The organism is Micromonospora sp. WMMD1102 (assembly GCF_029626265.1).
In the GTDB taxonomy this organism is placed as follows: domain Bacteria; phylum Actinomycetota; class Actinomycetes; order Mycobacteriales; family Micromonosporaceae; genus Plantactinospora.
In genome coordinates this window covers 3,296,161-3,310,226 of record NZ_JARUBN010000001.1, presented here as the reverse complement: position 1 = coordinate 3,310,226, position 14,066 = coordinate 3,296,161, and the positions used below count along the sequence as shown (strand labels likewise).

At 73.0% G+C, this 14,066-nt stretch carries 12 protein-coding genes and 1 pseudogene; 9 read left to right on the top strand and 4 right to left on the bottom strand.

What is annotated here, in order from left to right:
* Window positions 1–201: 201 nt before the first annotated feature.
* On the bottom strand, window positions 202–1,131 hold the full coding sequence (locus tag O7626_RS14755) for a 5'-3' exonuclease (protein WP_278066164.1): 930 nt from the start codon (window positions 1,129–1,131) through the stop codon (window positions 202–204).
* Between the two features lie 172 nt (window positions 1,132–1,303).
* Here O7626_RS14755 and O7626_RS14750 point away from each other — a divergent pair, with 172 nt between their 5' ends.
* The 3 genes from O7626_RS14750 to O7626_RS14740 all read left to right on the top strand — a co-directional run bounded on the left by O7626_RS14750 (window position 1,304) and on the right by O7626_RS14740 (window position 4,231).
* A complete protein-coding gene (locus tag O7626_RS14750; protein WP_278066163.1) occupies window positions 1,304–2,422 on the top strand; it encodes a Xaa-Pro peptidase family protein in 1,119 nt (372 codons plus the stop codon).
* Entirely contained in the window at window positions 2,419–3,558 is a 1,140-nt protein-coding gene (locus O7626_RS14745; RefSeq protein ID WP_278061734.1) for an acyl-CoA dehydrogenase family protein, read from the top strand. The genes O7626_RS14750 and O7626_RS14745 overlap by 4 nt, the downstream gene beginning before the upstream one ends.
* Window positions 3,559–3,706: 148 nt before the next feature.
* The gene (locus O7626_RS14740; RefSeq protein ID WP_278061733.1) at window positions 3,707–4,231 is read left to right on the top strand and encodes an Lrp/AsnC family transcriptional regulator; all 525 of its coding nucleotides are present in this window, start codon (window positions 3,707–3,709) and stop codon (window positions 4,229–4,231) included.
* Here O7626_RS14740 and O7626_RS14735 read toward each other — a convergent pair.
* Together O7626_RS14735 and O7626_RS14730 are read right to left on the bottom strand one after the other, a co-directional pair.
* The gene (locus tag O7626_RS14735; RefSeq protein WP_278061732.1) at window positions 4,161–4,772 is read right to left on the bottom strand and encodes a histidine phosphatase family protein; all 612 of its coding nucleotides are present in this window, start codon (window positions 4,770–4,772) and stop codon (window positions 4,161–4,163) included. The genes O7626_RS14740 and O7626_RS14735 overlap by 71 nt on opposite strands.
* 36 nt (window positions 4,773–4,808) lie before the next feature.
* Window positions 4,809–6,257: an RICIN domain-containing protein gene (locus tag O7626_RS14730; protein ID WP_278061731.1), complete on the bottom strand. Its 1,449-nt coding sequence runs from the start codon at window positions 6,255–6,257 to the stop codon at window positions 4,809–4,811.
* Window positions 6,258–6,538: 281 nt separating this feature from the next.
* Here O7626_RS14730 and O7626_RS14725 point away from each other — a divergent pair, with 281 nt between their 5' ends.
* Window positions 6,539–6,733, top strand: a complete 195-nt coding sequence (locus O7626_RS14725) for a CsbD family protein (protein WP_278061730.1) — start codon at window positions 6,539–6,541, stop codon at window positions 6,731–6,733.
* Between the two features lie 20 nt (window positions 6,734–6,753).
* Here O7626_RS14725 and O7626_RS14720 read toward each other — a convergent pair whose 3' ends face one another.
* Window positions 6,754–8,163, bottom strand: a complete 1,410-nt coding sequence (locus O7626_RS14720) for a lysine 2,3-aminomutase (RefSeq protein ID WP_278066162.1) — start codon at window positions 8,161–8,163, stop codon at window positions 6,754–6,756.
* Window positions 8,164–8,484: 321 nt separating this feature from the next.
* Between O7626_RS14720 and O7626_RS14715 the strand changes: the two genes are divergently transcribed.
* The 5 genes and pseudogenes from O7626_RS14715 to O7626_RS14695 all read left to right on the top strand — a co-directional run bounded on the left by O7626_RS14715 (window position 8,485) and on the right by O7626_RS14695 (window position 14,066).
* The gene (locus O7626_RS14715) at window positions 8,485–9,471 is read left to right on the top strand and encodes a zinc-binding alcohol dehydrogenase (protein WP_278066161.1); all 987 of its coding nucleotides are present in this window, start codon (window positions 8,485–8,487) and stop codon (window positions 9,469–9,471) included.
* Window positions 9,472–9,496: 25 nt separating this feature from the next.
* Entirely contained in the window at window positions 9,497–11,095 is a 1,599-nt protein-coding gene (locus tag O7626_RS14710) for an amidohydrolase family protein (RefSeq protein WP_278066160.1), read from the top strand.
* A 21-nt stretch (window positions 11,096–11,116) separates the two neighbouring features.
* Complete coding sequence (locus O7626_RS14705; protein ID WP_278061729.1) at window positions 11,117–12,769, top strand: lysine 5,6-aminomutase subunit alpha; 1,653 nt, start codon at window positions 11,117–11,119, stop codon at window positions 12,767–12,769.
* A 62-nt stretch (window positions 12,770–12,831) separates the two neighbouring features.
* Window positions 12,832–13,545: pseudogene (locus O7626_RS14700) on the top strand (OAM dimerization domain-containing protein); the annotation flags it as partial.
* 86 nt (window positions 13,546–13,631) lie between these two features.
* A complete protein-coding gene (locus O7626_RS14695) occupies window positions 13,632–14,066 on the top strand; it encodes a hotdog fold domain-containing protein (RefSeq protein ID WP_278061728.1) in 435 nt (144 codons plus the stop codon).

Genomic DNA, 14,066 nt, shown 5'->3' with positions numbered 1-14,066 from the left:
GGATTGGCGGGCAGTACCCTCGGACAATTCCGCGAAACGTCGGGGCGCAATTCCTGGGACAGGTCGCCGGCGCGGCGCCGAGGGATGCGCCCGAGGACGCGGGCGGAATCGTCGCCACGGGCACGTCGCCACCGGCTACCGAGCCGGGAGTGTCTCGGCGCGGACGGTCGTCGCCGACGATGTAAAACCGTGCGGGGCAGCTCAGGCGGGCACGCTGTTGCCGGCGAGGGCGTCCACCAGCCGGCGGCACGGTCCGGCGAGGTTCCACTGCTCGGCCAGCGCGAGCAACCTGTCGGTGTCGACCGGCGCGGTCGGCAGGGTCGGGGAAAGCGGCGGCAGTGGCACGTCCAGAGCCACCCGGACCACCTTCGGCGCGACCGCGAGGTAGTCCCGGGCCGCGTTCAGCTTGGTCCGCAGCCCGGGGGCGAAGCCGGACGAGGGGTCGTCCAGTGCGGCGAGGATGCCGTCCAGGTCGCCGTACCGCTCGACGAGCCGGGCGGCGGTCTTGTCACCGACCCCGGCCACCCCGGGCAGGCCGTCGCTCGGGTCGCCCCGCAACGCGGCGAAGTCGGCGTAACCGGCGGCCGGCACGCCGTACTTCGCCCGTACGGCGGCGTCGTCGCAGTCCTCCAGTTTCGCCACGCCCCGCCCGCAGTAGAGCAGCCGGACCGGACGGCTGTCGTCGACGAGCTGGAACAGGTCCCGGTCGCCGGAGACCACCTCCACCGGTGCCGGTGCCGTCGCGGCGAGCGTGCCGAGCACGTCGTCGGCCTCGTAGCCGTCCACCCCGATCGCCGGGATGCCGATCGCGGCGAGCAGCTCGACGATCAGCGGCACCTGTGGGGAGAGGGTGTCCGGCACCACCTCGCCGCCCTCCGGCGCCACCCGGTGCGCCTTGTACGACGGCAGCAGCGCCACCCGCCAGGCCGGGCGCCAGTCGTAGTCCAGCGCGCAGACCAGCCGGTCCGGCCGGCGGGTGCGGATCAGGGTCGCCAGCATGTCGAGGAAGCCCCGGACGGCGTTCACCGGGCTGCCGTCCGGCGCCTTCGCGGCCGACTCCGGGATGCCGAAGTAGGCCCGGAAGTAGAGGCTCGGGGCGTCGACGAGGAGCAGGGGGCGGCTGTCGGTCACCCGGACAGCCTGGCACAACCCCCGGACATCCCGGCGCAGCCCCACCCGCCCGGCCACGGTCCCGCGGCCGGGCGGGGTCATCGGGCAGCTCCCGCGGCGCGCCGCGGCCATCGGGCAGCTCCCGCTTCCGATGCGCTCCGGGGCGTGATTCCACCCGAACGACCGTTAAGCTATTCCGGTGGGTGACGAAGAACTCTATCCGCCGGACCGGCTGACGGCGGCCCAGCGGGCCACCGCGGACGCCGGGCTGGACGCCCTGCTCATTCCGCCCGGCTCCGACCTGCGCTACCTGACCGGCTACCACGCACACGCCCTGGAGCGGCTCACCTGCCTGGTGTTGCCGGCGACCGGTGCACCCACCCTGGTCGTGCCGACCCTGGAGCGTCCGGCCGCCGAGGCGTCCCCGGCACCCCGCGCCGGGGTGCGAATCGTGGACCATCCGGACGGCAGCGACCCGTACCCGCTGGTGGTGCGCGCCCTGGGCGGGCCGGTCGGTGCGGTCGGGCTCGGCGACCGGATGTGGGCCGAGCAGGTCCTCGCGCTCCGGGCTGCGCTGCCCGGAGGCACCCAGCGGCTGGCCGGCGAGGTGCTGCGCGGGCTGCGGCTGCGCAAGTCGCCGGCCGAGGTGGCGGCGCTGCGCTCCGCCGGCGCCGCGATCGACGCGGTACACGCCCGGATGGCGCAGTGGCTGCGTCCCGGCCGGACCGAGGCGCAGGTCGCCGCCGACATCTCGATGGCGATCCGGGAAACGGGCCACGCCAGCGCCGACTTCGCGATCGTCGCCGCCGGCCCGAACGGCGCCAGCCCGCACCACGGCACCTCCGACCGGACGATCGAGGTCGGCGAGCCGGTGGTGGTCGACATCGGCGGCACCATGCCGTCCGGCTACTGCTCCGACTCCACCCGCTGCTACGTGCTCGGCACACCGCCGCCGGAGTACGTCGACTACTACGAGGTGCTGCACGCCGCCCAGCGGGCCGCGGTCGGTGCGGTACGCCCCGGCGTCAGCGCGGCGGCGGTGGACGCGGTCGCCCGGGACGTCATCACCGAGGCCGGCTACGGCGCCGCCTTCCTGCACCGCACCGGGCACGGGATCGGGCTGGACGGACACGAGGACCCGTACCTGGTCGGCGGCAACGCGCTGCCGCTCGAACCGGGAATGGCGTTCTCGGTCGAGCCGGGGATCTATCTGGCCGGGCGGCACGGCGCCCGGATCGAGGACATCGTGGTCTGCACCCCGGACGGGGTAGAGCGGCTGAACACCATTCCCGGGGAGTTGGTGCGGCTATGACGGTCGACCGGATCCTGCCCAGCGACGAGGCGTACGAACTGCTCGACCTCGTCACCGAACTCGCCGACCGGGAAGTCGCACCCCGGGCGGCCGACTTCGAGCAGCGCGGCGAGTTCCCGCGCGAGCTGCTGCGTACCCTCGGCCGGGCCGGACTGCTCGGCCTGCCCTACCCGGAGGAGTACGGCGGCGCCGCCCAGCCGTACGAGGTCTACCTCCAGGTGCTGGAGGTCCTGGCGAGCCGCTGGCTGGCGGTGGCCGAGGCGGTGAGCGTGCACACCCTCTCCTGCTTCCCGGTGGCCGGCTACGGCGGCGAGCAGGTACGCAAGCTGCTGCCGGACATGCTCGGCGGCGAGCTGCTCGGCGCGTACTGCCTCTCCGAGCCGCAGGGCGGTTCCGACGCGGCGGCGCTGGCCACCCGGGCGCGGCGGGACGGCGACGACTACCTCGTCTCCGGCACCAAGGCGTGGATCACGCACGCCGGCAACGCCGACTTCTACAACGTCTTCTGCCGCACCGGCGGTCCCGGCGCCCGGGGCATCTCCTGCCTGCTCGCCGACGCCGGCACCGCCGGGATCGTGCCGCAGACCCCGGAGCGGACCATGGGGCTGCGCGCCTCGCCGATCGCCCAGATCGCCTTCGACGACGCCCGGGTCCCGGCCGAGCGGCTGGTCGGCGCCGAGGGGGAGGGGTTCCGGATCGCCATGTCGGCGCTGGACAGCGGTCGGCTGGGCATCGCCGCCTGTGCCGTCGGGCTGGCCCAGGCGGCACTGGACTACGCCGTCGGGTACGCCCGGCAGCGGGAGCAGTTCGGCCAGCCGGTCATCGACTTCCAGGGGCTGGGCTTCCTGCTGGCCGACCTGGCGACCCAGGTGTCGGCGGCCCGCTCGCTGACCCTGGCCGCGGCCCGGCTCCGGGACGCCGGCCGGCCGTACTCGATCGAGGCGGCCAAGGCGAAGCTCTTCGCCACCGACACCGCGATGCGGGTGACCACCGACGCCGTGCAGGTGCTCGGCGGCGCCGGCTACGTGGCCGACCACCCGGTCGAGCGGTACATGCGGGAGGCGAAGGTGTTGCAGATCGTCGAGGGGACCAACCAGATCCAACGCCTGGTGATAGCCCGCTCGCTGGCCCGCTGAGCGCTGTCGGGGCCGTCCGCCGGCGCGTCCGGCGGTGCCGCCGCCGGCTGTCGTGCCGGGGCCGCCAGCTGTCGACCTGATGACGTGCCGCGCCGACGCGACCGGTTCGGAGTCGTCCGGGCCGGGCTTTACCGGTAGGTTGCACGCCGTGGAGGAGACCGATCGGGCGATCGTGGCGGCGCTGGCCGCCGACGGCCGGCTGTCGTACACGGATCTGGCCGAGCGGGTGGGGCTGTCGGTCTCCGCGGTGCACCAGCGGGTCCGCCGGCTGGAGCAACGCGGTGTGATCAAGGGGTACGCGGCGCGGATCGCGTTCGAGGCGATCGACCTGCCGCTGAGCGCTTTCGTGGCGATCCGGCCGCTGGATCCGTCGCAGCCCGACGACGCGCCGGAGCGGCTGGCCCACCTGCCGGAGATCGACTCGTGCTACTCGGTGGCGGGGGAGGACTTCTACCTGCTGCTGGTCCGGGTGGCCAGTCCGGTGGACCTGGAACGGGTGCTCCAGGAGATCCGCACGGCGGCCAACGTCACCACCCGGACGACCGTGGTGCTCTCCATCCCGTACGAGAGCCGCCCGCCGAAGCTGCCGGCGACGTCGAAGGTCAGTTCGGACCCGGCGTCGACCCGGTTGCGGGCGTTGCCGCCCGACCCGGCGAGTTCCAGCGCAGGATGACCGGGCGGCCGTGCTCGTAGCCGAGCGTGGAGACCGTCGCGGTGTCCAGGCGCAGCCGGCCGCCGTCACCGGCCGGTAGCCCGATCCAGCGCGCCCCGGCCACCCGCAGGCTGTGCCCGTGCGCGACCAGAGCCACGTCACCGCTGTCCAGCAGCTCGGCGGCCCGGGCCAACACCCTGTCCAGCCGGGCACCGACCTGCTCCGGGGACTCCCCGCCGGGGCAGCCGTCGGTCCAGAGCAGCCAGTCCGGGCGGTCCCGGCGGATCTGCTGGGTGGTCAGCCCCTCGTATTCGCCGTAGTTCCACTCGCGGAGGTCGTCGGCCACCTCGCTGACGGTCAGCCCGGCGAGTTCCGCGGTGCGCAGCGCCCGCCGCCGGGGGCTGGCGAGCACGGCGGCGAAGGAACGCCCGCCGAGTTCTCCGGCGATCCCGCTGGCCTGCCGCTCGCCGTCCGGGGTCAGCTCCAGATCGGTGTACGAGGTGTGCCGGTGGCTGGCACTCCAGCTGGTCTCCCCGTGCCGGACGAGGACGATCTCCGCCATCGCCCGATCCTAGCCGTGCTCAGGACACCTCCGGTCTCACGACTGGGTCCGGGTCCACTGCTGGTTCGTCCCGCTGCCGCAGCTGTACTGGGTGACGTCGGTGCCGTCGGTGGTGCCGCCGCTGACCACGTCGAGGCACTTGCCGCTGTGCCGGGCCCGGAGCTGGTGGTAGCTGCCGGTGGCCACCCACTGCCACTGCTGGTTGCTGCCTGCGCCGCAGCCGTACTGGATGATGTTGGCGCCGTCGGCCGTCGAGGCGGCGGCGACGTCGAGGCACTTGCCGCTGTTCTGGTTGACGATCCGGAAGTATCCGCCGCCGGCGTCCTGGAACTCCCACCGCTGGTTCCCGCCGCCGTTCCAGGCGTACTGCTTGACCTCGGCGTTGTCGGCCGTGGAGTTGCTCACCACGTCGAGGACCTTCCCGCTGTGCCGGGCGGTGATCCGGTAGTAGGGCGGCGACTGGCCGGTGACGGTGCCGGTGGCGGTGTCGATCGTGATCGACGGATACCAGCTCAGGCTCATGCTGGTGCTGGACGGGAAGCTGATCGGCAGCCAGACGTACTGGGAGTCGTTCACCGGTCCGCCCCAGGCGCCCGCCCAGCGGTCGCCCAGGTAGAGGTAGCTGGTGGTGGAGCTGCCCTGGACCGGCAGCACGTAGGTCGGCTGGGACCGGAAGGTGGTCGAGTCGCCGACGTTGGTCCAGCCGCTCCACGGGCCGGTGATGCTGGCCGCGGTGGCGTACCTGGCCTGGTTGGGGTTCCAGCCGGTCGCCGCGGAGGTCAGCAGGAAGTAGGTGCTGCCGCGCCTGAACATCGCCGGTGCCTCGCGGTGGGCGTCGTTCCAGAAGTTGCCGACCAGGGTGGCGATGTTGAGGAAGTCCGGCGTGAGCCGGTAGATGTGCAGGTCGTAGTTCTCGTCGGCGGCCGAGATCATGTATGCGGTGCCGTTGTCGTTGTAGAGCGTGATGTCCCGGGACATGTGCTGGCCGAGCGGCCGGAAGCTGCCGTGGTAGGTGTAGTTGCCGTCCACGGTGGCGGCGGAGGCGACGGCGGCGCGGGCCTCGTTGTAGTTGGAGCCGTTCTCCTTGTGCATCCACATCACGTACCGGCCGGTGCTGGCGTTGTAGATCACCTTCGGCCGTTCGATGTTGGCGACCTGCAACTCGGCGGCCGACGCCTGGGTGAGTACGTTGTTGCGGAACTCCCAGTCGCGCAGGTTGGTGGAGCGGTACACGGAGACGGCCCGGAAGGTGTTGTCCGGGTTGCGGTTCTCGCCGAACCAGTAGTAGTGGTCACCGACCTTGAGCACCCCGCCGCCGTGCGCCTGGAGCAGGTTGCCGCCGGTGTCCCGGAACTGGGTGCCGTTGGTGATGGTGACCGGCGCCGCCTGGACGGGCGTCTGCGTCCCCGTCACCGCCACCAGGACGGCCGCCGCGCCGACGACCAGCGACATGCCGAGCGATCCGAGCCGGCTCTTCGTTCGCACCGCCGCCGTCCTTCCTGCCGGGGTGGACACCGTCTCATAGAAGTCAGTCGATGTCGAGCGCGCATGGAGTTTCCGCCCCTACAAGCTAGCGTCCTAGGATGCCGTACGCGATGTGCCCGCAGTGACAGCCAACCGAAGCGCTGCCGGCATCGAAGTGGGGCTGCCCGGAAGATCCGTTTAGCGGCGGTGCGCCTAGATTAGGCAGGTTTCATGGCAGCCCTGCCGGGCAAGCGACCTGCGAGCAGCCGCCGCGAGCGGAGGCATCGAGTGAGGAGTGCGACATGAGTGCCATGGACAAGATGCGCAACAAGGCGGAGGAGTTGAAGGGCGCCGCCAAGGAGCGGATGGGCGACCGGACCGACAACGAGCAGATGCGTGGCGAGGGCGCCTCCGAGCAGATGCGGGCCAAGGCGAAGCAGGCCGGCTCCAACGTGAAGGATGCCGGCCGCAACGCCAGGGAGACGTTCGACCGTTGAGGTCGTCCGTCGACCCGTCCTCAGTGATCCGTCTGAGCGCCGTGCCGGGCCCACCAGGCCCGGCCGGCCTCGGGCAGACTGTCGATCGGGTCGTAGTAGGCGTACCGCCGGTCGAGCGCGGCGAGGTCGTCGGACTCGATCGACGTACGGTAGTTCTTGGTCCAGTACGAGATGCCGCGTTCCCGGTCGTACTCGGTGACCATGTGCACCCAGCGCTTGCCGACGAACGGCACGTCACAGACGATCCGCGGGGTGGCGTAGCCGGGCAGGTAGCCCATCATGTCGTGCTGGAGCCGCTGGGCGTGCCAGACCGGCACCCGCCAGTGCTCCGCGTTCGGGATCATGTCGCACATGTAGAAGTAGTACGGCAGGATTCCCGCCTCCCCCTGGAGTGCGAAGCAGAGGTCGAGCAGGTCGGCGGCGGTCGCGTTGACGCCGCGCATCAGCACACCCTGGTTCCGGACGTCTCGGACGCCGACCTCCAGGGCGGTCTGCGCGGCGCGGGCGACCAGTGGGGTGAGCGACTGGACGTGGTTGACGTGGGTGTGGATGGCGAGGTTGACGCCGCGCCGGGCGGCGGTCCGGGCGACCCGTTCGAGTCCCTCCACCACCTCGGGCTGGAGCCAGTGCTGGGGTAGTCCGGCAAGCGCCTTGGTGGCCAGCCGGATGTCCCGGATCGTCTCGATCTGGAGCAGCCGCATCAGGTACGACTCCAGGTTCCGCCACGGCACGTTGGCCACGTCGCCGCCGGAGACGACCACGTCCCGTACGCCGGGGTGGGCGCGCAGGTAGTCGATGTGCGCGTCGTACCTGTCGACGGGCTTGAGGCTGAGCCGGAGCTTGTGCACGGTCGGGGTGGAGTTGCCGACCAGATCCATCCGGGTGCAGTGCCCGCAGTACTGGGGGCAGGTGGAGAGCAGTTCGGCGAGCACTTTGGTGGGGTAGCGGTGGGTGAGCCCCTCGGCGACCCACATGTCGTGTTCATGCAGCGAGTCGCGGGTGGCGTACGGGTGGGAGGGCCAGTCGGTGCGCCGGTCGCCGGCGAGCGGCAGCATGTACCGGCGGATCGGGTCGGCCCGGAAGGCGTCGGTGCCGACCGGGCCGTCCGGCATCATCGTGTTGAGCATCTGTGGCGGGACCAGCATCGACATGGTGGCCTGGGTGGCCTGGTCGGTGCCGAGGTCGGCGTAGCAGTCGTCGTCGACGCCGTCGCCGAGGACGGCACGGAGCTGTTTGACGTTCTTGACGCAGTTGGCCCGCTGCCACTGCGCGGACTCCCACTGTTCGCGGGTTACGTGCCGCCAGCCGGGGAAGCGGGTCCAGTCGGGCTCGACCAGGGCGCGGCGGCGGTATTCGTACGGCTGGCCGGTGCCGGGCCGCTCGGTCGGGTCCGGGTGCGCCGGTCCGGCGGGGTCGCGGGGGGCGAGCACGGCGGTTGCCGGTTCGACCTGGGTCACGGCGCCTCCTCCAGTCTTTCGGGTACCGGTCGTTCGGAGGCCGGTGGGGCCTCGATCTGACCTTGACCTCGAACGCTACTGGAAGATTTCCCGTCGAGGAAATATCCTGCCGTAAGTTTTCCCGTCACCGGTGGGTCTGAAGGGCTGATGCCCCGCCGCACGGGATGCCCCGCCCGAAGAAGATCGGGCGGGACGGGCGGGGCGTCGGGGGGAGGCGGGGTGCGGAGAACCCGGGAGAACGCGGCGGCGGCGACCTCGGCGGTCGGGCTGCACCGGGTCCGGGAGCCGGCCGGGGTGCTGCCCCAGGCGGCGTACCGGCTGGACGCCGGGGGCGAGATCGGCGCCGACGAGGTGCGGATCCGGATCGAGCGGCTGAACCTGGACGCGGCGAGCTTCCGGCAGTTGTCGGAGAAGCACGGCGGGGACGGCGCGGCGGTCCGGGCCGAGGTGCTGGGCATCATCCGCGAGCGCGGCAAGATGCACAATCCGGTCACCGGTTCCGGCGGCATGCTGGTCGGCACGGTCGCCGAGGTGGGGCCGGAGTCGCCGCTGCTGGTGAGGCCCGGTGACCGGGTCGCGACGCTTGTCTCGCTCACCCTGACCCCGCTGGCGGTCACCGACGAGCTGGCCGGCTGGGACGGCCGCTCCGAGCAGGTGCCGTGCGCCGGGCACGCGATCCTGTTCGCCCGTTCGATCGTGGCGGTACTCCCGGACGACCTCGACCCCCGGTTGAGCCTTTCGGTCTTCGACGTCTGCGGCGCGCCGGCGCTGACCGCCCGCACGGTGCGCGGATATCCGGCGCCCCGGGTGGCGGTGCTCGGCGGGGCCGGCAAGAGCGGCTCGCTGGCCCTGGCCGCCGCCCGGCAGGCGGGGGCCGCCCGGACGGTCGGGGTGGTGCCGGTGCCGGTCGAGCGGGACCGGCTGGTCGCCGCCGGCCTGGCCGACGAGGTGGTCCTCGCCGACGCCCGGGACCCGGTGGCGCTGGCGGCGGCGGTGACGGGTGCGCTGGGTGCTCCGGCGGACGTGACTGTGGTCTGCGTGGACGTGCCCGGCTGCGAGCACGGGGCGATCCTGGCCACCGCCGACGGCGGGACGGTGGTCTTCTTCTCGATGGCGACGAGTTTCGCCGCGGCGGCGCTCGGTGCCGAGGGGTTGGCCGCGGACGTGACGATGCTGATCGGCAACGGTTACCTGCCGGGGCACGCCGACTACGCGCTGTCGTTGCTGCGTACGGTGCCGGGCGTGCGGGCGCTGTTCGCCGACCGGCTGGCGGCAGACTGATGCCATGACGAACCCCTCGACTGCGGTGCCGAATCCCTCGACGCTCTACCGTGGCGGCCGGTTGTACTCCCCGGCGGATCCGCAGGCCACCGCGCTGCTGGTCCGGGACGGCCGGATCGACTGGCTCGGCGCGGACGCCGACGCCCCGGCCGCCGACCGGGTGCTGGACCTCGACGGCGCGCTGGTGACCCCGGCGTTCGTGGACGCGCACGTGCACGCCACCGACACCGGGCTGGCGCTGTCCGGGCTGGACCTGTCCGGGGCGCGTTCGGCGGCGGACGTCTGCGCGGCGGTCGCCGGGTTCGCGGCCGGGTTGCCGGTCGACGCGGTGGTGCTCGGGCACGGCTGGGACGAGTCGGCCTGGCCGGACCGGCGGGTGCCGGAGGCGGCGGAGCTGGACCGGGCGGCCGGCGGCCGGCGGGTGTACCTGTCCCAGGCGTCGATCCACTCGGCGCTCTGTTCGTCGGCGCTGCTGGCGGCGGTGCCGCGGGTTCCCGGGGTGCCGGGCTTCGACGCCTCGGGGTGGCTGCGCCGGGAGGCCCACCACGTGGTGCGGGAGTTGGCGCTCGGGTCGGTGACCGGTGCGCAGCGGCGGGCGGCGCAGCGGGTGGCGTTGCGCCGGGCGGCGTCGCTGGGGATCGCGGCGGTGCACGAGTGCGGTGGTCCGGAGATCTCCGGCGAGGCGGATTTCATGGCCGTACTGGGGTTGTCCGGTGTGGACGGCCCGGAGGTGTACGGCTACTGGGGTGAGCTGATGGGCGCGGCCCGGGCCCGGGAGCTGGGTGCGGTCGGCGCGGGTGGCGACCTGTTCGCGGACGGGGCGCTGGGTGCGCGTACGGCGTTCCTGTCGGTGCCGTACGAAGACGGTGCGCCGGGGGCGTGCGGGCACGGCTACCTGACCTCGGAGCAGGTGCGGGATCATCTGCTGGACTGTGCCGGGCACGGGATGCAGGGCGGGTTCCACGCGATCGGGGACGCGGCGGTCGACACGGTGCTGGCCGGGTTCGCGGCTGCGGCGCGGGTGCTCGGGGTGGAGCGGTTGCGGGCGGCCCGGCACCGGGTCGAGCATGCCGAGATCGTCGACAAGCGGATGATCGCCGGTTTCGTCGAGTACGGGATCGTGGCGAGCATGCAGCCGGCGTTCGACCGGTTGTGGGGTGGCGAGCGGCAGATGTACGCGTCCCGGCTGGGGGTGCGGCGGTCGCTGGAGTCGAATCCGATGGGTGCGATGCACGGGGTCGGGGTGACGCTGGCGTTCGGTTCGGATTCGCCGGTGACGCCGTTGGACCCGTGGGGTTCGGTGCGGGCGGCGATGGCGCATTTCAACCCGGCGCAGCGGATGGGCGCCCGGGCGGCGTTCGCGGCGCACACCCGGGGCGGCTGGCTGGCGGTGCCGGGGGATGCGGCGGGCCGGGATCCCCGGCTGACCGAGGGGTCGCTGGTGCCGGGCGCGGCGGCGACGTTCGCGGTCTGGTCGACGCCGGCCGGGGTGGACGGCGGGCTGCCGGTGCTGGTGTCGGCGAGCCCGGAGGAGCGCGGCCCGGAGGATCCGACGCCGCTGCCGACGTGTCGCCGGACGGTGCTGCGCGGCTCGGTCATCTACGGCGAGGAGGACGCGTCGTGACGCGACACTGGGGGTTGGTCGATGGCGTCGGTTAGCGCGGCGGCGGGCACGCGGGTGCCGGTTCGGGTTGCCGGGTCGGTGCCGGATCCGGTCGGCAAGCTGGCGCTGGATCCGGTGTTGGTGGCCCGGGCGCGGGAGCTGGCCCGCCGGGCCGGGCAGCCGGTGGTGGAGTTGGCCCGGTGCCACACGACGGTGTCGGTGGAGCGGGCGGTGCTGCGGCTGGCCGGGGTGACCGGTGCGGACCCGGACGGGATTCCGTGGGTGAACCGGCTGCTCGACGCGGTGGTGGTGGACGTCGGGCTGCGGCACGGGGTGGCGGTGCCGGTCTTCGACGCGCTGCTGCGGGAGCTCGGTTCGGCGCCGGCCACTGCGGACGTCGGTGCGGCGCTGACGTTGCTGGCCCAGAAGGCGGCGGCCGGGTCGGTCCGGTTCGAGGTGCCGGCGGGCCGGCGGGCCCGGTCGGCCCGGGCGGCGGCGCGCCGGGCGGTCGGCGCGGGTCTGGGCCGGATCGACCGCCGTCGGGTGGAACGGGACCGGATGGTACGCCGGCACGGCGATCCGGCCCAGCGGCCGTGGATCTATCTGATCGTGGCGACCGGGGACATCTACGAGGACATCCCGCAGGCGCAGGCGGCGGCGCGGGCCGGGGCGGACGTGATCGCGGTGATCCGGTCGACGGGGCAGTCCCTGCTGGACTACGTGCCGGAGGGGGCGACCCGGGAGGGTTTCGCGGGGACGTACGCGACGCAGCAGAACTTCCGGCTGATGCGGGCGGCCCTGGACGAGTCCTCCAGGGAGTTGGGCCGGTACGTCCGGTTGACCAACTACGCCTCCGGGTTGTGCATGCCGGAGATGGCGGTGCTGGCCGGCCTGGAGCGGCTGGACATGATGCTCAACGACTCGATGTACGGGATCCTGTTCCGGGACATCAACCCGGTGCGGACCTTCGTGGACCAGCGGTTCTCCCGGCAGGTGCACGCCCGGGCGGGGATCGTCATCAACACCGGTGAGGACAACTACCTGACCACGGCGGACGCGGTCGACGAGGCGCACACGGTGACGGTGTCGCAGCTGCTCAACGAGTACTTCGCGCACGAGGCGGGGTTGCCGGACGCGCAGTTGGGGCTGGGGCACGCGTTCGAGATCGACCCGGACCTGCCGGAGTCGTTCCGGCTGGAGCTGGCGCACGCGCTGCTGGCCCGGGAGCTGTTCCCGGACGCGCCGTTGAAGTGGATGCCGCCGACCCGGCACATGACCGGGGACGTGTTCCGGGGGAACCTGCTGGACGGCTTCTTCAACCTGGTGGGTGCGATGACCGGGCAGGGCATCCTGCTGGTCGGGATGATGACCGAGGCGGTGGTGACGCCGTGGTTGTCGGACCGGGACATCGCCCTGCAGAACGTCCGGTACGTGCTGGGGGCGGCCGGCGGGCTGCACGAGGACTTCGTGCCGGCGCCGGGCGGGTTCATCCAGCGGCGGGCGGCGACGGTGCTCGGCGAGGCGGTGACGTTGTTGGAGCGGATCGTCGACGGTGGGCTGTTGCCGGCGATCGCGGACGGCACGTTCGGGATCACGAAGCGGCCGGCGGACCGGGGGCGGGGCCTTTCCGGGGTGGCGGCGCACGCCGACGACTACTACAACCCGGCGACGGAGTTGCTGGAGGCGGGATCGTGAGCGCGGGCGGGTCCGGTGCCGAGGTGCCGTCCGACGGCGCGCGGCGGGGTGCCGGCGGTCCGGTGGTGCGGCCGTACGGGGACGCGACCGGGGACGGGATGGTGCAGGTGTCGTTCACCCTGCCGGTGCCGCACGACAAGCGGGCCGAGGGCGCGGCGCTGCAACTGGCGGCGAAGATGGGGCTGGAGCCGGCGATGCTGGTGCACGCCCGGCAGATGGGGGACGGCTTCACCTTCTTCGTCGTCTACGGCCGGGTGAACCATCTGGTGGACCTGGCGGCGGTGCGGGTGGTGGAGCGGGACTATCCGCTGTTGTCGGCGAAGGAGGTGAACGCGCTGGTCCGGCGGCGGCTGCGCCGCAAGTTGTCGGTGGTCGGGGCGTGCATCGGCACCGACGCGCACACCGTGGGGATCGACGCGATCCTGAACGTGAAGGGGATCGCCGGGGAGAAGGGCCTGGAGTACTACCGGGAGCTGCGGGTGACGAATCTCGGTGCCCAGGTGAGTGTGCCGGAGCTGGTGGCGGCGGCCCGGGCGGAGCGGGCGGACGCGGTGCTGGTGTCGCAGGTGGTGACGCAGCGGGACGCGCACCTGCACAACACCCGGGAGATGTCGGCGGCGTTCCGGGAGGCGATGCCGGCGGGCCGGCGGCCGCTGCTGGTGGTCGGGGGCCCGCGGTTCGACGAGTTGATGGCCGGTGAGCTGGGGGTGGACCGGATCTTCGGCCGGGGCACCACGCCGGGTGAGGTGGCCAGCTATCTGGTGCACCGGCTGGTGGGCGCCGCCGAGGATCGGCGGGCGTCCGGGGTGCCGGCCGGTGGTCGGGACCGGTCGGTGGGCCGGGAGACGGAAGGGGTGGCCGGATGACCGGGGTGGACGGGGTTCCGGATCCGCGGTTGGGGCTGACGGTGCTGCACCGGCGGTACGTGCCGTACTCGCACGCGCACTATGCCGGGAACCTGGTCGACGGGGCGTACGCGCTGGGGTTGTTCGGTGACGTGGCGACCGAGGTGTGTATCCGGACCGACGGTGACGAGGGGTTGTTCGCCGGGTACGCGGACGTGCGGTTCGCCGCGCCGATCCGGGCCGGTGACGTGCTGGAGGTGGCGGCGACGGTGGTCCGGGTCGGTAGCCGCAGCCGCACGTTGGAGCTGGAGTGCCGGGTGGTGTGCCGGGGGCGGCCGGACCGGGGCGGGTCGGCGGCCGAGGTGCTCGATCCGCCGGTGGTGGCGGTGACCGCCGTCGGGACGGTGGTGGTTCCGCCGGCCGGCGCGCCGGTCGAGGGCGGGCCCCGGTAG